Below are 21,471 nucleotides of genomic sequence, written 5' to 3'. Positions count from 1 at the left end.
GGCTTGCCTGCGCCGGCGGAAACGACCAGCCGATCGTGCCCCACAGACCCATCAGCGCGATTAGCGCCGGCCCGGAGATCGCAGGCGGGAGGAATTTGAGCACGAGCGCGATAACGACGCTTACGGCCGCGGACGTGAGCAGCGCCAGGACGACGACCCGTGTCGCCCCGATGCGGTCGGCCAGATAGCCGCTGGCGAGGTTGCCGACCACGGCGCCAATGCCGAAGGCGAGCAGCATGCCCGGTATGGCGAGCGCCGGCAGGCCCGCGCCCTCCGTGGTCAGCGGCGCGATATAGGAGATGATGGCGAAGCCGCCGGTGAGATAGAGAAACGTCACCGAGAGCGAGGGAAATATTCCGGGCCTGCCAACCGCGGCAAACCGCTCGCGGAGCGTCAGGCGAGCGCCCCGCATTCCGTACGGCAGCCGCACCCACAGGATCACCGCGCAGGCGAGGCCGAGCAGCGCGATGGCAACGAACGTGCCGCGCCAGCCCCACATCGTGGCGATCAGCGATCCAGCAGGCGCGCCGAGCGCGACCGCGAATGTGGTGCCGCCGACGACCACCGCGATGGCGCGTGCGCGGTGTTCCGGCCCGGCCAACGCCACGGCCGTCGCCTGCGCCGTCGCGGCGAACAGGCCGGCCGACATGCCCATCAATATCTGCGCTGCCAGCAGCCCGGAGAAGGACGAACTTGTCGCCGCGATGACATTGCCGGCGACGAAGGCAAGCATGGCTGCCGCCAGCACCCGCCGCCTGTCGATCTCGCCGGCCAGCGCCGACAGCACCGGCGCGCCGATGGCGTAGGCCAGCGAAAATGCGGTGATCAGATAGCCGGCATGTGGAACGGAAACGCCGGCGTCGGCGGCGATCGCCGGCAGCAGGCTGGAGAAGACGAAGCCCACCGTGCTCATCGCGAACGATCCCACGGCCAGCCATATCAGGCGCTTGTCCATGAACTTTTCCTTAGTTCAAAATTTCTTGAACTATTGAACCTATCGCTGCGTCATGTCAATCTACTGCCACAAGCCTCCTGCCACGCCTATGTCAGGAACCCCGCGCCACGTTGAACCGAGCCCTGAACGGCTCTACTTTCGACCCATGATCTTGCCTCATCCCTCCATCGACCAGATCGACCTCGCCAATGTGCTGGCCGTGCTCGGCGACCAGACGCGGTTGGCCATCGTGAGATATCTCGCCCGCAACGAAGGCGTGCCGATGAATTGCAGCCAGTTCCTCGATTTCGGCTCCAAGACCAATCTCAGCTACCATCTCGCCAAGCTGCGCGAGGCCGGGGTGACCCGCACCGAGATTTCAGGCACCAGCCGCCTGATCTCGCTGCGCCGCGCCGAGCTCGACCAGCGCTTTCCTGGCCTGCTGGATTCGATCGTCGCCGCCGCCGAGACGCCGACGCCGCAATTCAGCGAGAATGTGGGCTGATTTTCTCCCGGCGCTGTCGGAAAACAGGCTTCCTGATCGTCCTAGCATCGATCTCGGGCTTTGACCGGGGCGTTCAACGAGGAGAAACGCAATGAGGAAAATTATTGCCGCGGCATTCACGAGCCTTGACGGCGTCATGCAGGCGCCGGGCGGTCCGGACGAAGATCCGACCGGCGGCTTCAAATATGGCGGCTGGGGCGCGCCGCATTTCGACGAGAAGATGGGCGAGATCGTTGGCGAGATGTTCGCGAAGCCATTCGACCTTCTGCTCGGCCGTAAGACCTACGACATTTTCGCCGCCCACTGGCCCTATGTCGAAAAGGACGACCCGATCGGACCGCTGTTCGACCGCATCACCAAGTTCGTCGCGACCCGGAACCCGGATTTCAAGCCGAGCTGGCAAAACACCCAAATGCTCGGCTCCGACGCGGTCGCCGCGCTGAAGGAGCTGAAGCAGGGGGACGGCCCGGACCTGTTGACCCAAGGCTCCACCGATTTCCTGAAGACCCTGCTCGCGCACGGCCTGGTCGACGAGTTCAACGTCTCGCTGTTCCCGGTCATCCTGGGCAAGGGCAAGCGGCTTTTCGGTGATGAAGCTCAGCCTATGGGCCTGAAGCTCCTCTCCGTCCAGTCTTCGCCCTCCGGCATCGTCGTTACGAAATACGTGCCGGACGGCGAGGTTAAGACCGGCTCCTTCGAATTCGAGACCCCGACGGAAGCCGAACTCGATCGGCGCAGGAATTTGACCTGAGCGATCAGTCAGTCGTGCGCGGATAGCGTTCCAGCGTGGAGGTGTATATCCGCGACAAAGCCTCGATCGCCGCGGCCCGGCCTATCCGACCGGCCGCGGCGTCGTTCGCCAGCGCCTCGGCCGCGCCCAGAAAGCCGGCGTAGATCGCGTTACCTTCCGTCGGCGGTACGTCGACGAGCCGTCCAAATCCTTTGCGGTATTCATCGATGTACCCTTGGCGCAGCGATTGCCGGAATGCGGCGGTTTCCTCGCTGGCGGCCAGCGCGTCGAAGGCAGCGCCCATTTCGGGTCCGATGTCGAGGACGCAGTTGACGTAGGCTGACGCGAAAATGGCGGTGATGTCCGCCAACGTCGCGCTGCCCGTGGCGAGCGCCTTTTCCCGCGCCGCGACCTGCCGGTCGTTGTATTCGTCGCACAAGGCCACCAGCAGTCCGGCCCGCGTGCCGAAATGTTCGTAGGCGATCGGCTTGCTCACGCCGGCCCGCTCGGCGAGATGGCCGAGCGTCAGCGCCTCGGTTCCCTCCTCAGCAATGATCTTGCGCGCCGTGTCGAGCAACTGCTCGCGCCGCGCCGCCTTCGGCATCTTTCTTGTCGCTGGTCTATCCACAACTGCTCCGCTGGTACAATCGAAACCGCTCCGCGCGCTTGGAACGCTGAAGGCCATCTCCTATGTTACCTATAGTAAGTTACCAGTCGTAAGTTACCATCCGTACACTTCTATATAGGGGATTCCCATGACGATTGCAGCACGCGAAATCCATCTCAAGAGCCGGCCGGACGGACTGCCCAGCCTCGACAATTTCGAAATGGTGAGCCGCACGCTTCCTGAGCCCGCGCCGGGCGAGCTTCTGGTCCGCACGACATGGATGTCCGTCGATCCCTATATGCGCGGACGCATGCGCGACCGGCCGAGCTACATCGCGCCGTTCCAGCTCGGCGAGGCGCTGGAGGGTGCTGCGGTCGGCGTGGTCGAGCGTTCCGCCGATGACAGGTTCAAGCCCGGCGATCTGGTCAGCCATTTTTCAGGCTGGCGCGACTACACCATCGTGGACGCGGCCGCCGCATCGAAGATCGACGCAGCGGCCGCGCCCGAACCGGCTTGGCTCGGACCGCTGGGCGTCCCCGGCTTCACGGCCTATGTCGGCCTCGGACGCATCGGCGAGCTGAAGGCTGGAGAGACGATCTTCATCTCGGCCGCCGCCGGCGCGGTCGGCTCGATGGCGGTTCAGATCGCCAAGGCGAAGGGCGCGCGCGTCATCGCCTCGGTGGGGGGCGAAGCCAAGGCAGCCTGGGTCCGCGACGAGTTGGGCGCGGACGTGGTGATCAACTACAAGACCGCGGGCGATCTCGCCGCCGCATTGGCCGAGGCCGCTCCGGAAGGCATCGACGTCTATTTCGACAATGTCGGCGGCGAGCACCTCGACGCCGCCCTGGCCAACGCCAGGGACCACGCCCGCTTCGTCATCTGCGGCATGATCGCCGGCTACAATGACGAGGGCGTCGCCGACGCGGCGCGCAACCTCGCCCGCATCATCGTCAACCGCCTCTCGCTGCGCGGCTACATCGTCCTCGACCATTACGACCTGCTGCCGGAATTCACCGCCGAAATGACCGGATGGATCGCCGACGCCCGCATCAAGTGGCGCGACACGGTGGTCGAGGGCCTGGACAACGCGCCCAGGGCGTTCCTCGGCCTGTTCTCGGGCGACAACATCGGCAAGATGCTGGTCAAGCTCGGCGAGTGACGGGAGCTGTCCTGCTCGCGAAAAACAAGTCGCGCCGAATTCAGCGCAGGGGGACAGCTTACGCCTTCCGCAACGCTCGCCTGGCAAGCAGTGTTATGGGTTTACGGCCTGAACGACGCCTTGTAGATTTGGACGCATGGCGCTCAAACGGATGGACAACGTAGGAATCGTCGTCGAAGATCTCGAAGGGACGATTGATTTCTTTCGCGAGCTCGGCCTTGAACTCGAAGGGCAGGGAACGATCGAAGGCGAATGGGCCGGACGTGTCACTGGACTGGGCGATCAGCACGTCGAGATCGCCATGATGCGCACGCCGGACGGCCACAGCCAGCTCGAGCTATCCCGCTTCCTGAGGCCGCCTGTCGTCGCGGATCACCGCAACGCCCCGGTTAACGCTCTGGGCTATCTCCGCGTCATGTTCACCGTGGACGACATCGACGACACGCTTGAAAGGCTCCGCGCGCGCGGCGCGCAGCTGGTAGGCGATGTCGTCCAGTACAAGGACATGTATCGGCTCTGCTACATCCGTGGGCCTGAAGGGCTTCTCATCGGACTCGCCCAGGAACTCAGCTGAGCACTTACTCACCTGGCAAGCAGTTTTATGAGTTCACGGCCTGGTTCTCCAGCCCTTCGAGCAGCGTGACGAGAGCGGCGTCCAGCGGATCCGGGCCGACTTTTTCGAGCTGGAACAACCCTTCCATGGTCAACATCGTGATGCCATGCATTTGCGCCCAGCACGCTGCCGCCCCGCCCCGCACGTCGCGCTTGCGCAGCACTCCTTCGGCCTGGCCCCGCTCCAGCATTTCGGTCACCACGCCAAACACGGCGAGCGCCCTTTCGCTCAAATGCACGTCCGCCGCCTTGCCCGCCTCCGCGCTGAACATGAGCCGGTAGAGGCCCGGATTCGACGTTCCAAATTCAACATAGGCCCGCCCGACGGCGAAGAACTCGTCCCGCAAGGTATTCGACTTTTTTGGCTTCGCCGTCGTCAGCGCTTTATGCAGCCTGTCGAATCCCAGCAGCGCCATTTCGGCAAGCAGGGCGGCCTTGTCCGGAAAGTGCTTGTAGGGAGCGGCATGGCTGACGCCGGCGCGGCGCGCCACTTCCCTCAAAGTGAACTGCCAGCCCTTGTCCTCGTGCAGCATGGCCATGGCGGTTTCGATGACCGTGCGCCTCAGGTCGCCGTGGTGATAGGGCCGATTGGCCGTCTCCTGCATCTTCCCTCACGAACTTGTCAGTGAAAACATATGTTGACATCGCCTACTTTCGGGCTTACGTCAACGTCTGGAAGTTAACACTGTCAACATTGGAGCGTGCCATGAACACCGTTGCAAATGAAGTCGGAAGCCGCTTGACCTCTACCCAGCAGCGCGCGCAATCGACCGGTAATGTCCTCGCGGACCAGCAGGGAGCGAAATCCGGACGTGGCGCCAAGCTGCGGAGCTTTGCCGGCGGCATGGCGGCATTCTTGATTGCCGCGTCTCCCCTGCATGCCGGCGAACTGTCCGCCATGGCCGGCGAGAGCATTGATCTCGGCCGTTTTCGTGGAGTGATCTATTACACCAGCGCGGACGACGGCTATCGGTTTGTCGCGACGATCGCGGACGGCGGGGCCACGCCCGTGCGCTTCTCGGCCACTCTCGCCGAGAACCAATCGGCCACGATCTCCGTGCCGGGCAAATTGGGCGAGCCTGACCACAGCTTCGAAATCGCGCGCTCGGGCGACAAGCTTACCGTCACCGAGGTGGGAGCGATGTCCAACTGACAATCCAGCAATGGGCCTTTCCCGACCAATGGCCCATCCAGTCGCCATGGCGTGCGCCAAATCGATCGGAGGCGCACGCCGGATCATCAACACACGGCACACCTCTTGACTTGTTGGGTAGCTCGAGCACGCGCCATTCAAGGCACATCGGCTCATGGTGGCCCTGAATCAGAATCCGGCGCGATGTGAAAGCAGCCAGTCAGCAAACGACCCCTCATGCGTCGTTCAGCCATCCCCAGCCTTCGCCTATAACCGGACAAAAGCTGGTGGCTATCTTGCGGAGTAGGTCACGGCCTCTATTTTGTGGCCGTCTGGATCGCGAACGAAGGCTCCGTAGTAGTTGGCATCGTAGTCTGGCCGCAGCCCCGGCGCACCATCGTCGCTACCACCGTGGTCTAGTGCCGCTGCGTAGAATCGATCGACCATCGAACGGTCTTCCACGGCGAAGGCGATGTGAGTGCCATTGCCAACGGTTGCAGGTCTTCCGTCAATTGGAACCTGAACGCTAAAGTGAAACGTGCCGCTTCCGTAACCTAGTCCACCCTCGTCCTCGGCCATAGGCATAATGCCGACGAGGGGCAGAACGGCGTCGTAGAAACGCTTCGAGCGCCCAACATTATTCGTACCTACCGAAACATGGTGGATCACAACAGCCTCCGTTTTGACCTTTCACGATAACGGCAGCTTCCGCCTTTTAGATCACTTGCTCCTTGCCGGCTCCCGAAGCCGGGTTTTTCCGGCGCAGTCATGCCGGCGGAAAGGGCCGCGAGGGCGGCGTTGCCAGCGTCAGCAAGTTGCCGTCAGGATCGCGCACCTGCGCCAGTGTCGAGTAGTCACCCTCAATGTCGTCCCCGAGCGCAATCCCTAAGGCATGCAACCTGCGGCGCTCGGCCGCGACATCGTCGACGTAAAGGAACATCACGCCCCTGCCGGCGATTTCGTCGTCGGCTGAAAGCGCCAACCCCGCCTGGTCGAAGAGCTCCCATTGCACCAGCGTGTCCATAGGCCGATTATCCGGTCCACGACCGAGCAGCTTCGTATACCAGCCTTCGGCCGCCGCAAGGTCCGAGGTGAGCAATGCGGCGTACATCTTCTGCGGTTTCATTTGTTCTTCTCCGGGTCAGCTCGATGTGAACGCCTCCCCGACCAGCAAGGTTCCCGTAACATCTGGAGCATAATCGGACGGCAGCTTTGTCGATTCAGCGCTCGGAAGCGGCCTGTCCACAATCTGCCAACCTCAGCCGTTCGCGGTTATGGGTTCACGGCCTGGCCTTGCTGCAAAAGCGCCTGCGCCAACTCTTCCCATTCCTCGTCGAGCGACAAGGTCGACGGTGCGGCGCGGCAGCGGCGATACCAGTATTCCGCGTTCGACTGATCGCCTTCCTTGCGATGGAGATAGGCATGCACATGCATGCCCGCCTTGTCATCGTGCTCCTGCGCGCGCTCGTGGGCGTTGTTCCAATCGCCTTTTGCATCCCACCAAAGCGCCTGCAATGCAGCGCTCAAGCCGGCGGGCGGCTGCGGTTTCGCAATCGAATCTCTGAAGGTTTGCAGATCCATTTTTGTCACCGTCGTGAAGGTCAGGCGCAGACGATACCAGCGCCGCCGGTCGAGCGGTAGCGTATGGCGGGCGATAGCCGGAATGACCGTTTGGGGTCTGAAGAGCCGGTTCCAATCATGTCGGCTTTCGGGACGTCCGGCCTCATTGCCGGCGCGTCCGGCGGCGGGTTACCTCCTGCCTTCCTGCTGCCGCTGCTCGGTCCCCGCCCCGCTTGTGAACCGCCACACGGCGCGCCGCATGGCCTGCCACTGCTCGTCTTCGCCAAGATCCCGCTGCTTGTGGTACCTCATGTAGAAGTAGGCGATCCCGTCGACCCTGCGCCACCATTCCCCCGGCCGCACCACTGACAGGCTGACCCGGCGGCGTTTTTCGCCGTTCACCGGAGCCGCACCGGAAAAGTCCGACCTGGCGTAGAAGCTGTGCAGCGCCCTGCCCTCCCCGTCGACAAGCACTGCCGCCGCGCCGAGCGTGTCTTCGCCGACGGTTTCCCCGCCTCTGAACTCGAAATGGATCGTCGATTTCCCATCCTCGTCGACGTGCAGCCAGGAAAGGCCCTCCTCCCTGCTCCTGCCGTAGCGCCATCGGAAGGACAGCCGGTCCGGCCCCTGCAGCGTCTGCACGACGTTGTTGAACGGCGGCGGCAGCGTTCCGAAGGCAACGAGATCGCCATAGGGCTTCTCGATCAGCACGATCAGCCTGTCCGGATCGTCGCGATCCGGAAAGACTGTGTAGGCTGAAGCCGGCCCGACCGCCGCAATCATCGCGACCAGCGCCGTCGTCAGCAGAAGCCGCATCGGCTTTGGTCCTTTCGCCGCCAATCATCCCAGAGCGCCGCCGGTGGGGCAAGCCCTGCGGGCTTCGTGAGCCGGCTTGCGCCGCTTGTACCGCTGGCGGCAGTCTCCGCGCATGGCTTTGCTGCGCCAGAGTGCTACACCAGGTCGCAATTGTCGTGTCGGTGTCGCAATTGAGACCATGACGCTGGGATAACCGAGTCACCTTGCGCACGGCCCATGCGCCCCGATGGGCGAATCGACGCATGACCAAATCTCAGGGAGGGAAGCATGTCATCTATCGAAACGACCGTTACCGAGGATCATGGCCTCGAAGCCGGTCAGGACAACATACGGTTTCTGGGGCTGGACATTCACAATCCGGTCTTCTTCGTCTCGGCGGTAATCATCGTCGGCTTCGTCATCTTCACCCTGATCTTCAGGGATTCCGTCGGCCCGGCGCTCGGCAACCTGCGCGTATGGCTCACCTCCACCTTCGACTGGCTGTTCATCATAGCCGGCAATCTGTTCGTCCTGTTTTGCCTCGCCGTCGTCCTGTCGCCGATGGGGCGCGTGCGTATCGGCGGGGCCGACGCCGTGCCGGAATTCGGCTATGCCGGCTGGTTCTCGATGCTTTTCGCCGCCGGCATGGGCATCGGACTGATGTTCTTCGGCGTGCTGGAGCCGATGTATCACTTCAACAACCCGCCTCTGGGCATCGCCGGGCCGGTTGCCGACGGTGTGGTGAATGCCGGCGCGGTCGAGGCCGCGCGCGAAGCCGCCATGGCCGCCACCATCTATCACTGGGGTCTGCATCCCTGGGCGATCTACGCCGTCGTCGGGCTCTCACTGGCTTTGGCCGCCTACAACAAGGGCATGCCCCTGTCGGTGCGCTCCGCCTTCTATCCGATTTTCGGCGAGCGCGTTCGCGGCTGGATTGGCCATGTCATCGACATCATGGCCGTTTTCGCCACGCTCTTCGGTCTGGCGACCTCGCTCGGCTTCGGCGCGGAACAGGCGCTGGCCGGCCTCAACTTCCTCTACGGCGTTCCGGCAACGGATACGATGAAGGTTCTGCTCATCGCCGGCATCACGGCCGTCGCGCTGGGTTCGGTCGTCGCCGGCCTCGACGCAGGCGTCAAGCGCCTGTCCGAGATCAACATGGTTCTCGCTGTGCTGCTGGTGGCTTTCGTCTTCGCCCTCGGACCGACCGTGGAAATAGCCACCGGCTTCTTCACCAACACCTGGTCCTACGTGACCCATCTGCCGGCGCTGTCCAATCCCTTCGGACGCACCGACGACGAGTTCGTGCATGGCTGGACCACGTTCTACTGGGCCTGGTGGATTTCCTGGTCGCCCTTCGTCGGCATGTTCATCGCGCGCATCTCGAGAGGCCGCACGGTGCGTGAATTCATCGTTTGCGTGCTGCTCATCCCGACGATCGCGTCGATCTTCTGGATGACGGCCTTTGGCGGCACCGCGCTTTCGCAATTCCTGAACGACGGTTATCAGGGCGTGCAGGAAACCGTCGTGGCCTACACGCCTGAACTGTCCCTGTTCCAGATGCTGGAGCCGCTGCCGCTGGCGGGACTGACCTCGCTTATCGGCATCGTGCTGGTGATCGTGTTCTTCGTCACATCGTCCGATTCGGGTTCTCTGGTCATCGACACCATCACCGCAGGCGGCAAGGTCGACGCTCCGGTGGCGCAACGGGTCTTCTGGGCCACTTTCGAAGGCCTGGTCGCGATTGCGCTGCTGCTCGGCGGCGGGCTTGCCGCGCTTCAGGCGAGCGCCATCGCCACCGGCTTCCCCTTCGCCCTCCTGCTGCTGCTCATGATGGTGGCGACCTGGAAGACGCTTCAGTCGGAACCGCGCTGACAAAGGCTGGCCGGACGGCTTGCAAGAGCCGTCCGGCCGCGCCGCTCATCACCCCCCGTCGCCCCGAGGCACGGCGAGGCCGGCGGTCTTCTCCTTCTCGCTGGCCCGCGGCCGCCGCGCGCGTTTCTCCTTCTTATCCGCCTGCTTCAGCGACTCGCCCTTCCAGTTCTCGTCCTTGTCGCGCTCGCGCAGTTCCTTCTTGATCTGGCTCCTGCCCTTCTCGCCGCGGGTGACGGCCGCCTGTTCGTTGCGCATGGCATCCTCCTGTGATCCGTTTCGTGGCCAACGCGTCGCGGGCAGGCATGTTCCACCATCGCTGCGACCCGTTTGCAGGCCCGCATTTTCGGGGTTACGCGCGCCAAAACATTTGCCTATAAGGCGCCCTTAGCCTGACTTCAGAAATCCGCAGCGCCGCCGGCCGGGCCTCCCCGCGCCGGATTTTCGCGCAAGCCCACCCGCGCAAGCAACGAACCACGGACCCGCCATGCCAAAACGCACCGACATCAAGTCGATCCTGATCATCGGCGCCGGTCCGATCGTCATCGGCCAGGCCTGCGAGTTCGACTATTCCGGCACCCAGGCCTGCAAGGCGCTGAAGGCCGAGGGTTTTCGCGTCATCCTGGTCAACTCCAACCCGGCCACCATCATGACCGACCCGGAACTGGCCGACGCAACCTACGTCGAACCCATCACGCCCGAGGTCGTCGCCAAGATCATAGCGCGCGAGCGCCCCGACGCGCTGCTGCCCACCATGGGCGGCCAGACCGCGCTCAACACCGCGCTGTCGCTGCGCCGCATGGGCGTGCTCGACCGCTATCAAGTCGAGATGATCGGCGCCGACGCCGCGGCCATCGACAAGGCCGAGGACCGCTCGCTGTTCCGCGAGGCGATGGCGAAGATCGGCCTGGAGACGCCGCGCTCGATGCTCGCCAACGCCTCCGCCGTCAAGGACGAGGACCGCAAGAAGCACGAGGCCGAGCGCGCCGAGCTGAAAGCATCCGGCGCGCCCGATATGGACGCCGCCCTCGACGCGCTCGAAACCACCTGGAACCTCGGCGAGGGCGACCGCAAGCAGCGCTATATCGGCCACGCAATGGCGATCGCCGCGCAGGCGCTCGACCATGTCGGCCTGCCCGCCATCATCCGCCCCTCTTTCACCATGGGCGGCACCGGCGGCGGCATCGCCTACAATCGCGCCGAGTTCTTCGACATCGTCGCGTCCGGCCTCGACGCCTCCCCCACCACCGAAGTGCTGATCGAGGAATCGGTGCTCGGCTGGAAGGAATACGAAATGGAGGTCGTGCGCGACAAAGCCGACAATTGCATCATCGTCTGCTCCATCGAGAACATCGACCCGATGGGCGTGCACACCGGCGATTCGATCACCGTCGCCCCGGCGCTGACCTTGACCGACAAGGAATACCAGATGATGCGCAACGCCTCGATCGCGGTGCTGCGCGAGATCGGCGTCGAGACCGGCGGCTCCAACGTGCAGTTCGCCGTCAACCCCGCCGACGGCCGCCTCGTCGTCATCGAGATGAACCCGCGCGTCTCGCGCTCCTCCGCCCTCGCCTCCAAGGCCACCGGCTTCCCCATCGCAAAAATCGCGGCAAAACTCGCCGTCGGCTACACGCTCGACGAGCTTGAGAACGACATCACCGGCGGCGCCACCCCCGCCAGCTTCGAGCCCTCCATCGACTACGTCGTCACCAAGATTCCCCGCTTCGCCTTCGAAAAATTCCCCGGTGCCGAACCCACCCTGACCACCGCGATGAAATCCGTCGGCGAGGTCATGGCCATCGGCCGCACCTTCCAGGAATCCCTCCAGAAAGCGCTGCGCGGCCTCGAAACCGGCCTCACCGGCCTCGACGAGATCGAGATCCCCGGCATAGGCCAAGCCGACGACAAGAACGCCATCCGCGCCGCCCTCGGCACGCCGACCCCCGACCGGCTGCGCATGGTGGCGCAGGCGATCCGCATGGGAACCTCGCTGGAAGAGGTGCACGACATGTGCAGGATCGACCCGTGGTTCCTGGAGCAGATCGCCGGCATCATCGCCATGGAAGCCCGCATCCGCGAGCACGGCCTGCCCGCCGACGCCGCCAATCTCCGCATGCTGAAGAGCATGGGCTTTTCGGACGCCCGCCTCGCTTCGCTGACGAAGACCGACGCCGAAGCCGTCCAGAAGCAGCGCCAGTCCCTCGGCGTCCACCCGGTCTACAAGCGCATCGACACGTGCGCTGCCGAATTCGCCTCGCCCACCGCGTACATGTATTCGACCTACGAGACCCCCTTCGCCGCCCAGCTCGCCAACGAAGCCCAGGTTTCCGACCGTAAGAAGGTCGTCATCCTCGGCGGCGGGCCCAACCGCATCGGCCAGGGCATCGAGTTCGACTATTGCTGCTGCCACGCCGCCTTCGCGCTCGCCGAGGCCGGCTACGAATCGATCATGATCAACTGCAACCCGGAGACGGTCTCGACCGACTACGACACCTCCGACCGCCTCTATTTCGAGCCCCTCACCGCAGAAGATGTGCTGGAGATCCTGCGCGCCGAGCAGGCCGCCGGCACGCTCCACGGCGTCATCGTCCAGTTCGGCGGCCAGACGCCGCTAAAACTCGCCGACGCGCTGGAAAAGGCCGGCATCCCGATCCTCGGCACCTCGCCCGACATGATCGACCTCGCCGAGGACCGCGACCGCTTCCAGAAGCTCTTGCACAAGCTCGGCCTCTTGCAGCCCAAGAACGGCATCGCCTGGTCGGTCGAGCAGGCCCGCACCGTCGCCGGCGAGCTCGGCTTCCCGCTGGTGGTGCGCCCCTCCTACGTGCTCGGCGGCCGCGCCATGCAGATCATCCACGACGAGACGATGCTGCAGTCCTATTTGCTCGACACCGTGCCCGGCCTGGTGCCGGAGGACATCAAGCAGAAATACCCCAACGACAAGACCGGCCAAATCAACACGCTGCTCGGCAAGAATCCGCTGCTCTTCGACACCTATCTGTCTGGCGCCATCGAGGTCGATGTCGACTGCCTCTGCGACGGGAAAAACACCTTCGTCTCCGGCATCATGGAGCATATCGAGGAGGCCGGCATCCATTCGGGCGATAGCGCCTGCTCGCTGCCGGTCCACACGCTCTCGACCGAAATCGTCGACGAGCTTGAGGCCCAGACCGCAGCACTCGCCAGGGCGCTCAATGTCGGCGGGCTGATGAACGTGCAGTTCGCCATCCAGAACGGCACGATCTTCATTCTCGAAGTGAACCCCCGCGCCTCGCGCACCGTGCCCTTCGTCGCCAAAACCATCGGCAAGCCGATCGCCAAGATCGCCGCGCGCATCATGGCCGGCGAAACCCTCGACGAAGCCTTCGCCGCCTATGGCGCAAAGCCCGACGCGAGAAACCCCGGCCACATCGCGGTCAAGGAAGCCGTTTTTCCATTCGCCCGCTTCCCCGGCGTCGACATCCTGCTCGGCCCCGAAATGCGCTCCACCGGCGAGGTCATGGGCCTCGACTACGACTACGCGCTGGCCTTCGCCAAGGCGCAGCTGGGAGCGGGGGTTGATCTCCCCCGCGCAGGCACCCTGTTCGTCTCGGTGCGCGACGAGGACAAGCCGGGCATATTGCCGGCGGTCAGGCGCATCGCCGGCCTGGGCTTCAAGGTGCTCGCCACCGGCGGCACCCAGCGCTTCCTCGCCGAAAACGGCGTCGAAGCGCAGAAAATAAACAAGGTTCTGGAAGGCCGCCCGCACATCGAGGACGCGATCCGCAACCGCCAGGTCCAGCTCGTCTTCAACACAACCGACAGCCAGAAGGCGGTCTCCGACTCCAAATCCATCCGCCGCGCCACGCTGATGCAGAAAGTGCCCTACTACACCACCCTCTCAGGCGCGGCCGCCGTCGCCGAAGCCATCGCGGCGTTGAAGGCGGGGAATTTGGAAGTGCGGCCCCTGCAGGAGTATTTTTAGGCGCCCTCTTCACCTCCCCCTTGAGGGGAGGTCGGCGCGCTTGCGCGCCGGGTGGGGGTCTCTTGGAGAGTGGCCGCGACGCCGAAGCCGCTCTCCTCTCCCCGTCACTATACGGGGAGAGGATGCCGGCAGGCAGGTGAGGGGCAGCGCAAAGCTGTCCCGCAAGGAGTTTATTCGAATCCAGCTTCGGCTACCGCGCGACGCTATACAGAAGGTGCCTTACTACACCATCCTCTCAAGCTGCGGGATTGGCTACTGAGCGTCCCTGTATTCGATCCCGTATCGCTCTGCGAGTGTTCTCGCGACGACTGCTGATGAAAAAGCCCCCAGAACATACTGATTGACCGGTCCGCCATAAACCATAGTTTCGCCACTCTCGAGATCGGTCAAACTAGCATCGCTGACCCAATCACCTTTGGACGAACCTGCAGCGCGGCTCACAAACCAATCTGCATAGGGGTTGTTTCCCTCCGGCGTGTATTCTGGCTCCTGAACCGCAACAAAGCCATTCGACGAGCATTTCCTGACGCTCATACTGGACAATGTATTTGTCATTAATTCATCGAATTTAACCGAATCAATATCAACATGTTTTGCCTGCTCCGACGCATTCTCAGATATTACAGACTTTAAATTGTCGTAAAATTCCATAGATCTATTTACATCTGATAATTCATTTTATGAGGCCATCAGACAGTTCGTCAGTGAAGGCACGCGAAATGCTTTGCAGATTTGACTCTTCCCCTATCCCAGAAAGCTTCCTGTTCGTTCCAAACAGGACGGTCTTTACGATGGGTATATCCGCAGAGACGCTCACAACGGCAGCGCGGTCGGCCTCCATGCCTGATGTAGCGATATCACCTTGGGCGCAACGCGACGCTGTTGCACTGCATTTCAGTAAGTCTGATTGCTCAAAAGAATAGGCGGAATTGGACAGGACAATTCCGAGGACAATCTTGCCTATGAGCAGCAATTTTTTCACCGCAGGTCTCCCCCCGTGCGACGATCTGGTAATCTTACGATGTTCAGCGGTCAGGTCGGCAAGTCAATATACAAAAGTGGTGACGTTCGAAAAGGAGCACTACCCTCCCTTCTCCCACAAGGGGAGAAGGGAGGCCCCGCCTACCTCCACGGCTGCAAACCCGTATCCCGCACATAGGCGATGATGGTATCGCAAACGGAATTCATTTCCCGCAGCACGTCGTCGTTCCAGAAACGCAGTACCCTGAAGCCTCGCCGTTTCAATTCCGCGTCGCGCTCGCGATCGTGAACCGAATCCGCATGCTGGCTGCCGTCGACCTCGACGATCGGCAGCGCATCGGCACATATGAAGTCAGCTACGAAGCGTCCGACCGGAACCTGGCGACGGAATTTTATACCGTCGAGACGGCGGCCGCGCAGTTCCTGCCAGAGCCGGTCCTCGGCCTCGGTCATGTCGCGCCGCAACGTCTTCGCAAATCGACGCTTGGCTGGCTGGACGGGTTGATGCGGCATTGCGCGACACTACCCCTTCTCCCCTTGTGGGAGAAGGTGGATCGGCGCGGAGCGCCGAGACGGATGAGGGGTGTTGGACGGATCGGGACATAGCAGGACGAGGCGGTGCGCTCATGCTTGGCGCTCTCTGGCCGCCGCCTCGTTTCTTCCAGCACCCCTCATCCGTCACCTTCGGCGACACCTTCTCCCACAAGGGGAGAAGGGAAGACCGCGCGTTCACCATCCCCTCACCCCGCCACCAGCCCCGGCTTCGCCTCCCTCGGCCCATGATCGTCGATCCCCACATTCCAGTCGGGCCGGCCCTCGGGCGTCATGTCTATAAAATTCCAAACCGGCTCCAGCGTGCCGAAGGCGCGTTCGTCCTGGCCGGGCTCGGCCTCGGCGAAATGCAATTCCGAGCTCCAGAAGTGACGGATGCCGTCATCGGTGCGGCGGCGAAACACATGCAGCACCGGCTGCTGATAGCCTTCCGCGTCCTCGCCATGATAGTCCCGTTTGAAGCTGTTGCCCGCCGCCGACAGGAAGCGCACATGCCGCCAGCCCCTTTCGCCGGCGAAGGTCAGCAGCCGCTCCAGCGGCGTCTTGGCGATGACGACGAAGTTGAAGCCTGCCGCCTCCAGATGCGCCGCCGCGCCGTCCCACTGGTCGACCAGTGCGGTGCAGGACGGGCACGGCGAATCCTCGCGCGGCAGCCTGGCGAAAGCGCCCTCGGCCGGTTTCGGCCGCGGATCGGTGGGATAGCGCGGGAACATCATGTCGTAGGCGATCAGCGTGTCGCGCCCCGGCGCGAACAGCTCGGAAAAGCGGATGCGCGCGGGCTTGCCGTCGGCCCCCAGCCCGTCGAAGACATAATCCTCCTTCAAGATGCCGCCCGGCGGAAGCCTCCGCCGCTCCTCGGCCACCGCCTCCATCTGACGCCGAAGCTCGACCTCCTTTTGGAGCAGGCGATCGCGCGCGACGCGATATTCGGGGGATTCGTTGGGAAAATGCATTGCGAGCCTCCTTCCGCTGCCCGCCGCCGGGGGCATAACGAACAGCCCGGCGCTTGGTTTCGCCCGGATTGTGTCCTTCCGCCATGCGAGGCGTGCCCCCTCCACCATGCTTCGCATGGTCCCCCTCCCCCGCTTCGCAGGGGAGGATCAGCGCTCCGTCATCCGGTTTCGCCGAGGAAGGACGGCAGCGGCATTAATCCTCCCCCGTTTACGGGGGAGGGGAACCACGCGAAGCGTGGTGGAGGGGGGCGGGCCTCGCCCAAGCATGTCAGCATCTGTCAGGAATGTTTTCCCAAACTTTGTTCACACCCCATCCCACCGCCCGCATATTCCCTCCCAGCAGCTTGTCGAAGGGAGTGAACGCGGCGATGGACTGGAATGCGGCGATCGAGAAAAACCGGGAGGCGCTGAAGCGCATCCTGTCGGCACTGGTCGCCATGGCCGGGCTCGCCGAAGGCCGCGGGACGCTGCCGCGCCACCTCCACCGCGCCGTGCTGCGGCTGCTCCGGCCGGCCGAGGCCGCGACGCGGCGGCTCATCATCGTCGCGGCGCGCGGGATTGTCGTCTCGCCCCCTCCACCACGCTCCGCGTGGTCCCCCTCCCCCGTTAACGGGGGAGGATCCAGGTCGTGCCGACTTCACCGCTTCGGATCCTCCCCTGCGAAGCGGGGGAGGGGGATCGCCGAAGGCGGTGGAGGGGGCGTCGCGGAACCGCACGCCACGCGCGCCTTAACGCTGCCGCTTCTCGATCCGCTGCGCCTGCCCCGCCCCCGGCGGCCTGTCGCCGGCGGCGTGCCGCGCATTTCCGTGCCCGGCTTCAGCGCGCCGTTCTCCCTCCCGCCACCGCCCTCGCCCAACGACCCGGTCAATGCCGCGCGTCTCGGCCTCCGGATCGCAGCACTTGCCACGGCGCTGGACGATCTGCCGGCGCACGCCCGGCGCTTCGCGCGCTGGCGGGCTTCCCGCGATGCGCAAAAGGGAGAATCGCGGCCACGCCGCCTGTGGCCGCTGCGCCCCGGCCGGCCGCCCGGCTGGCGCCGCCGGCCCGGTCACGAGGTCGATGATGTCCTGAACAACGCCCACGGATTGGCCTTCTGGGCGCTTCAGCACCCCGACACGTCCTGACGGTTCAGTAGCATGACGATTGTGAGGTGAGCCGGCTCCTCCAGCCTGGGTTCCTCGCCCCTGCGAAGCGGGGGAGAGGTGGCTCGGGCGAAGCCCGAGACGGTGAGGGGGCCTTCGTCACGCGCCGCGCCATAGGGTGTTGCCGATCGGGGCGTGAGAGGCTTTATCCCACCCACTCCACATATTCCTTCATCAGCCCCTCATAGGCGTCCATCGGCGGCAGCGTCTCGTAGGAATGCGGCGCGCCGGTCTGCGCGAAGGGCAGTTTCTCCGCGGTCCAGGTTTCGATGAAGGGCGCGAAATCGGCCGCGCCGTCCAGCATTGGCGCGCGCACATTGACGAAAAAATCCATGCCTTCTGGCCGCGTGAACATCCAGCTCATGCAGTGCGGGCAGAACATGTGCTTCGTCGCGCCGTGCAGCCCGCCGACCACGGGCTCGCCGGAAATCACTTCGAAACCCTCGGCGGGAATGGCAGCCGACAGCGAAAAGGCGGAAGAGCTCATCTTCTGGCAGCCGGTGCAGTGGCAGGCCATGGTGACCAGCGGCGCGGCGCTTATCCTGATCTTCACCTGCCCGCAGCGGCAGGAGCCCTCGCGCGGAAGTTTCCAGTCCATCGAACCCTCCTCAGCAGACCGCGAGTTTAGCGCGGGAGGCTTGGAGGGCAAGCGTCGCGAGAGCCCTACCCCTCCTTCGCCGCGCCCGCGCCGCCGGCCTGTTCGCCCGCCTCCACCGCGCCGATGATCTCGGCAAGCAGCGCATGCAAATCGTCGCGGTGACCGTTGCGCGCCGAAGGATTGTCCTCGGCCGAGGTCATGACGACGGTGAGGCCGAGGTCAGGAACGATGTAGAGCATCTGCCCGCCATAACCCCAGGCGTAGCGCACGTCGCGCCCGCCGATCGTGCGCAGGAACCAGCCATAGCCATAGCCGTCGCCGGAGTAGCGCGAATTGGTGCGCGGGCGCCACGAAGCCTCGATCCAGCCGGGCGAAACGAGCTGCTGCCCCTCCGGCGTCTTCCCGCCATTGCGGTAGAGTTCGCCGAAGGCCAGCAGCGAGCGCGGGCTCATCGCCATCTGGTTGCCGCCGAGATAATAGCCCTGTGGGTCGCGCTCCCAGCCGCCGATCGAAAAATTCTCGAGCGGGCCGAGCCATTCGCGCGCGAGCTCCCGCGTCGAGCGGCCGCTGGCGCGCGTTAGTATCGCCGACAGCAGGTGCGTCGAGCCGGTCGAATAGAGCATGTTCCCGCCCGGCTCGTCGTCGAATGGCATGGCGAGCGCCGCACGCACCCAGTCGCGGCTCTGCACCCAGCGCCCGTAATTCGGCCCGGAGGTTCGCCCCAGCCCCGCCTGCATGGAAAGCAGATGGCTGATGGTGATCTCGTCGATGCGCGGGTCGGGATCCTCCGGCAGATGGGAGCGCAGGATCGGCGCGATCTTCTGGTCGACGCCCCGGAGCACGCCCTTGTCGATCGCAATGCCGACAAGCGCCGAGATGACCGTCTTCGACGCCGACTTGATGTTGGTGGGCGTCTCCACCGAATTGCCGCGATAGCCGCGCTCGGCGAGGATTTTTCCGCCCTGCGCCACGATCACCGTCTCCAGCGGCTCGAGCGCCTCGGCCCGGTCGAGTACGGAATCGAGCGACGGCGGGTCTGGCGGGACGCCCTCCTGCGCCGAAGCGGCGGGCGCGAGGATGAGGAGAAGGACGAAAAATAATGCCGCGGCTCTGGTCATCGGCGCGACTTAGGGCCTTCACGCGGCGAAATCACGGACGACGGCCTCCTCCTCACGGCGATGTGACCGTACATTGCTTCACACCAGCTTTTTGAGCAGCGCCGCCAGCGTCGCCGCCTCGCCGGCCGAGAGCCTGTCGCCGACCGCCGCCTGGATAGCCGGGGCATACACCGCCCACATGCGGCGGCGCAGATCCCGCCCGGCCGGTGTGATGGCGATCATCTGCCCGCGCCGGTCGGCTTCCACGGCGCGCCGCTCCACCAGCCCCGCCTTTTCCAGCCGGTCGGCCAACCTGGAAAGATTGTACTGTTCGAACAGCAGCGCACGTTCGAGCTCGAACGGCCGAAGCCCCGCGTCGCCGGCCCGCTCCAGCTCCCACAACGCGTCGTACCAGGAGAGCGGCGGCAGGCCGGCCGCCTTCAGCCGCGCCTCTATGCTCGCGGTCGCCACACGCTGCGCGCGCGAAAGCCCGATCCACGCCGCCTCCGTCGCCTCGTCCGGTTTTCTGTCCATGGCTCACACATAGTTGATTTCATGCATCTGCATCAAGATTGACATTCAATGCATCTGCATTTATTTTCATGCAACTGCATCCACACCGAAGGAACCGCCGCCATGCGCTCTGACAAGATAACGCTCATCTCGTTCGACCTCTGCCCCTATGTCCAACGCGCCGCCATCGTGCTCGCCGAAAAGAACGTGCCGTTCGAGCGTGTCGACATCGACCTCGAAAACAAGCCGGAGTGGTTCCTGGAGATCTCGCCGCGCGGAAAGGTGCCGCTGCTGAAGGTCGACGGCGAGGTGCTGTTCGAGAGCGCGGCGATCGTCGAATATCTCGACGAGACCGAGGAGCCGAGGCTGCATCCCGGCAATCCGGTGGCCAGAGCACGCCATCGCGCCTGGATGGAATTCGGCTCGGCGATCCTCGCCGACATCTGGACGCTGGAGACCACTGCCGATCGCGCGGCATTCAACAATGCGGTCGCGGCCCTCAAGGACAAATTCGCGCGGGTCGAGGCTGAGTTGGGCGAAGGCCGCTATTTCGCCGGCGACGTCTTTTCCATCGTCGACGCGGTGTTCGCACCAGCCTTCCGCTATTTCGACGTGTTCGACGAGATCGATGATCTCGGCGTGTTCGACGGCCTGCCCAAGGTAAAGGCATGGCGGGCGGAACTTGCCCAGCGCGCATCGGTCAGGAATGCTGTGGTGGCGGACTACAACGACCGGCTGAGAGCTTTCCTGCGCAGGAAGAACGGCATCCTGGCGCGGATGCCGCTGGCGGCGTAAGGTCAGACGCCGCGCCGGCGGCGCCGGTCCTTGCCGAGCCCTGTCTCCTCCAGCAGCCCCTTGCGCTTGGCGTCGTAATAATAGCCGCTTGCGTAGAACCGCACCGAGCGGTCATGGTTGCCCCCGGCGGTGATGTAGGCGCCGCGCAGGTATTTGACCGCGTATTTCAGATTGGTCTCGGCGTCGAGCAGGCCGCTGGCAGCACCCTTGTAACCCATGCCGCGCGCCGTATCGTGGCGGATCTGCATCAGGCCCCAATAGGGGCCGTTGCGGGCGGCAGGGCGAAAGTTGCTCTCGCGCTTGACCACACGCCGCACCAGTTCGACCGGCACTTCATAATAGGCGGCATAGCGGGTGATCAGCGCGTCCAGTTCCGGACTGCGGGGCGCGACGGCCTGCGGGCCGAAGGTCGCGGTCGGCGCATCGATGCGCGCGAAGGCGCTGGGCTGGAGTTTCTGTTCGCTATCTTTGCCGGGCAGCGCGGCCATAACGACGCCGGCGTCGGGGCCGGAACCCGCATCCGCGGAAGCAGGTAGAATGGAGACGCTGTCGGGCAGGCTGACATCCGCGCCGGGCGCCATGGAAAGCTGGGCGCCCATGTCGCCGCCGGTCGTGCAACCTGCGGCCAGTGCCGGTGAAAGCGCCGCCAGCACGATCAGAATTCGATGGAAAGCAGGCAAAGCCGCACTCGCAATTGATTTAATATGTGGTCCCGCCCGGTCGTTTTCTTACATGACGATCGCCCGCGCGGCAATCGGGTGGCGGTTTCGCAGGCAAATCGGCAGGATCGCGACAGTGGCGGGCAAAATGTTCCTGATTTGTGCCCGACGGCCACGCATGCTAGTCTTCGTAACGAACGGTAAGGAAATCCCCGATGCCCGAAACCGCACAGCAACCCTCGACCTACACCCTTTTCGAAACCGCTATCGGCTGGATCGGCATTGCCTGGAGCGAGGCCGGTCTGACC

At 64.2% G+C, this 21,471-nt stretch carries 25 protein-coding genes; 9 read left to right on the top strand and 16 right to left on the bottom strand.

The features are described from left to right. Nucleotides 1–955, bottom strand: a 955-nt coding sequence (locus MAXJ12_RS09985) for an MFS transporter (protein ID WP_008835709.1), incomplete at its 3' end; no start/stop codon positions are given. A gap of 145 nt (nt 956–1,100) precedes the next feature. On the opposite strand from MAXJ12_RS09985, the gene MAXJ12_RS09980 reads away from it, so the two are divergent. Together MAXJ12_RS09980 and MAXJ12_RS09975 are read left to right on the top strand one after the other, a co-directional pair. Then, nucleotides 1,101–1,439: an ArsR/SmtB family transcription factor gene (locus tag MAXJ12_RS09980; RefSeq protein WP_008835708.1), complete on the top strand. Its 339-nt coding sequence runs from the start codon at nt 1,101–1,103 to the stop codon at nt 1,437–1,439. Between the two features lie 91 nt (nt 1,440–1,530). After that, on the top strand, nt 1,531–2,190 hold the full coding sequence (locus MAXJ12_RS09975; RefSeq protein ID WP_008835707.1) for a dihydrofolate reductase family protein: 660 nt from the start codon (nt 1,531–1,533) through the stop codon (nt 2,188–2,190). Nucleotides 2,191–2,194: 4 nt separating this feature from the next. Here MAXJ12_RS09975 and MAXJ12_RS09970 read toward each other — a convergent pair whose 3' ends face one another. After that, nucleotides 2,195–2,773 carry a TetR/AcrR family transcriptional regulator gene (locus MAXJ12_RS09970; RefSeq protein ID WP_008835706.1) on the bottom strand — a complete coding sequence of 193 codons (579 nt, stop codon included), beginning with the start codon at nt 2,771–2,773 and terminating at the stop codon, nt 2,195–2,197. 151 nt (nt 2,774–2,924) lie between these two features. Between MAXJ12_RS09970 and MAXJ12_RS09965 the strand changes: the two genes are divergently transcribed. Both MAXJ12_RS09965 and MAXJ12_RS09960 read left to right on the top strand, forming a co-directional pair. After that, complete coding sequence (locus MAXJ12_RS09965; protein WP_008835705.1) at nt 2,925–3,935, top strand: NADP-dependent oxidoreductase; 1,011 nt, start codon at nt 2,925–2,927, stop codon at nt 3,933–3,935. A gap of 136 nt (nt 3,936–4,071) precedes the next feature. After that, complete coding sequence (locus MAXJ12_RS09960) at nt 4,072–4,509, top strand: VOC family protein (protein ID WP_008835704.1); 438 nt, start codon at nt 4,072–4,074, stop codon at nt 4,507–4,509. A gap of 25 nt (nt 4,510–4,534) precedes the next feature. On the opposite strand, the gene MAXJ12_RS09955 is transcribed toward MAXJ12_RS09960, so the two are convergent. Next, complete coding sequence (locus MAXJ12_RS09955) at nt 4,535–5,152, bottom strand: TetR/AcrR family transcriptional regulator (RefSeq protein ID WP_008835703.1); 618 nt, start codon at nt 5,150–5,152, stop codon at nt 4,535–4,537. Nucleotides 5,153–5,253: 101 nt separating this feature from the next. On the opposite strand from MAXJ12_RS09955, the gene MAXJ12_RS09950 reads away from it, so the two are divergent. Further along, nucleotides 5,254–5,700, top strand: coding sequence for a hypothetical protein (locus tag MAXJ12_RS09950; RefSeq protein WP_008835702.1), 447 nt, complete (start codon nt 5,254–5,256; stop codon nt 5,698–5,700). A 270-nt stretch (nt 5,701–5,970) separates the two neighbouring features. On the opposite strand, the gene MAXJ12_RS09945 is transcribed toward MAXJ12_RS09950, so the two are convergent. From MAXJ12_RS09945 to MAXJ12_RS09930, 4 genes are all read right to left on the bottom strand, one after another. Further along, a complete protein-coding gene (locus MAXJ12_RS09945) occupies nt 5,971–6,348 on the bottom strand; it encodes a VOC family protein (RefSeq protein ID WP_008835701.1) in 378 nt (125 codons plus the stop codon). A 97-nt stretch (nt 6,349–6,445) separates the two neighbouring features. Then, nucleotides 6,446–6,805 (bottom strand): VOC family protein, encoded by a 360-nt coding sequence (locus MAXJ12_RS09940; protein ID WP_008835700.1) that lies wholly within the window; start codon nt 6,803–6,805, stop codon nt 6,446–6,448. Between the two features lie 146 nt (nt 6,806–6,951). Further along, a complete protein-coding gene (locus MAXJ12_RS09935; protein ID WP_008835699.1) occupies nt 6,952–7,260 on the bottom strand; it encodes a hypothetical protein in 309 nt (102 codons plus the stop codon). A gap of 168 nt (nt 7,261–7,428) precedes the next feature. Next, a complete protein-coding gene (locus MAXJ12_RS09930; protein ID WP_008835698.1) occupies nt 7,429–8,055 on the bottom strand; it encodes a hypothetical protein in 627 nt (208 codons plus the stop codon). A gap of 267 nt (nt 8,056–8,322) precedes the next feature. On the opposite strand from MAXJ12_RS09930, the gene MAXJ12_RS09925 reads away from it, so the two are divergent. Further along, nucleotides 8,323–9,909 (top strand): BCCT family transporter, encoded by a 1,587-nt coding sequence (locus MAXJ12_RS09925; protein ID WP_008835697.1) that lies wholly within the window; start codon nt 8,323–8,325, stop codon nt 9,907–9,909. Between the two features lie 48 nt (nt 9,910–9,957). Here MAXJ12_RS09925 and MAXJ12_RS09920 read toward each other — a convergent pair whose 3' ends face one another. Continuing rightward, nucleotides 9,958–10,164: a hypothetical protein gene (locus tag MAXJ12_RS09920; protein WP_008835696.1), complete on the bottom strand. Its 207-nt coding sequence runs from the start codon at nt 10,162–10,164 to the stop codon at nt 9,958–9,960. Between the two features lie 229 nt (nt 10,165–10,393). Here MAXJ12_RS09920 and carB point away from each other — a divergent pair, with 229 nt between their 5' ends. Further along, complete coding sequence (carB, locus tag MAXJ12_RS09915; protein ID WP_008835695.1) at nt 10,394–13,873, top strand: carbamoyl-phosphate synthase large subunit; 3,480 nt, start codon at nt 10,394–10,396, stop codon at nt 13,871–13,873. A gap of 252 nt (nt 13,874–14,125) precedes the next feature. On the opposite strand, the gene MAXJ12_RS36655 is transcribed toward carB, so the two are convergent. The 4 genes from MAXJ12_RS36655 to MAXJ12_RS09900 form a co-directional block, all read right to left on the bottom strand. Further along, nucleotides 14,126–14,524, bottom strand: coding sequence for a hypothetical protein (locus tag MAXJ12_RS36655; RefSeq protein ID WP_139043849.1), 399 nt, complete (start codon nt 14,522–14,524; stop codon nt 14,126–14,128). Nucleotides 14,525–14,546: 22 nt separating this feature from the next. Next, a complete protein-coding gene (locus tag MAXJ12_RS09910; protein ID WP_008835694.1) occupies nt 14,547–14,855 on the bottom strand; it encodes a hypothetical protein in 309 nt (102 codons plus the stop codon). 140 nt (nt 14,856–14,995) lie between these two features. After that, nucleotides 14,996–15,367: an endonuclease domain-containing protein gene (locus MAXJ12_RS09905; RefSeq protein WP_008835693.1), complete on the bottom strand. Its 372-nt coding sequence runs from the start codon at nt 15,365–15,367 to the stop codon at nt 14,996–14,998. A 227-nt stretch (nt 15,368–15,594) separates the two neighbouring features. Continuing rightward, nucleotides 15,595–16,359, bottom strand: coding sequence for a DUF899 family protein (locus MAXJ12_RS09900; RefSeq protein WP_008835692.1), 765 nt, complete (start codon nt 16,357–16,359; stop codon nt 15,595–15,597). 368 nt (nt 16,360–16,727) lie between these two features. Between MAXJ12_RS09900 and MAXJ12_RS09895 the strand changes: the two genes are divergently transcribed. Next, a complete protein-coding gene (locus tag MAXJ12_RS09895) occupies nt 16,728–17,483 on the top strand; it encodes a hypothetical protein (RefSeq protein ID WP_008835691.1) in 756 nt (251 codons plus the stop codon). 163 nt (nt 17,484–17,646) lie between these two features. On the opposite strand, the gene MAXJ12_RS09890 is transcribed toward MAXJ12_RS09895, so the two are convergent. The 3 genes from MAXJ12_RS09890 to MAXJ12_RS09880 form a co-directional block, all read right to left on the bottom strand. Next, complete coding sequence (locus MAXJ12_RS09890; RefSeq protein ID WP_008835690.1) at nt 17,647–18,099, bottom strand: GFA family protein; 453 nt, start codon at nt 18,097–18,099, stop codon at nt 17,647–17,649. A gap of 65 nt (nt 18,100–18,164) precedes the next feature. After that, nucleotides 18,165–19,217 carry a serine hydrolase domain-containing protein gene (locus MAXJ12_RS09885; protein ID WP_008835689.1) on the bottom strand — a complete coding sequence of 351 codons (1,053 nt, stop codon included), beginning with the start codon at nt 19,215–19,217 and terminating at the stop codon, nt 18,165–18,167. 78 nt (nt 19,218–19,295) lie between these two features. Next, nucleotides 19,296–19,730, bottom strand: a complete 435-nt coding sequence (locus MAXJ12_RS09880; protein WP_008835688.1) for a MarR family winged helix-turn-helix transcriptional regulator — start codon at nt 19,728–19,730, stop codon at nt 19,296–19,298. Between the two features lie 102 nt (nt 19,731–19,832). On the opposite strand from MAXJ12_RS09880, the gene MAXJ12_RS09875 reads away from it, so the two are divergent. Continuing rightward, complete coding sequence (locus MAXJ12_RS09875; protein ID WP_040585622.1) at nt 19,833–20,504, top strand: glutathione S-transferase family protein; 672 nt, start codon at nt 19,833–19,835, stop codon at nt 20,502–20,504. Between the two features lie 2 nt (nt 20,505–20,506). On the opposite strand, the gene MAXJ12_RS09870 is transcribed toward MAXJ12_RS09875, so the two are convergent. Beyond that, entirely contained in the window at nt 20,507–21,184 is a 678-nt protein-coding gene (locus MAXJ12_RS09870; RefSeq protein WP_008835686.1) for a lytic transglycosylase domain-containing protein, read from the bottom strand. Between the last annotated feature and the right edge of the window lie 287 nt (nt 21,185–21,471).

Origin of the sequence: Mesorhizobium alhagi CCNWXJ12-2, from assembly GCF_000236565.1 — a bacterium.
Classification (GTDB): domain Bacteria; phylum Pseudomonadota; class Alphaproteobacteria; order Rhizobiales; family Rhizobiaceae; genus Allomesorhizobium; species Allomesorhizobium alhagi.
The sequence above is the reverse complement of the archived record's forward strand: the minus strand, read 5'-3'. Positions and strand labels throughout refer to the sequence as shown.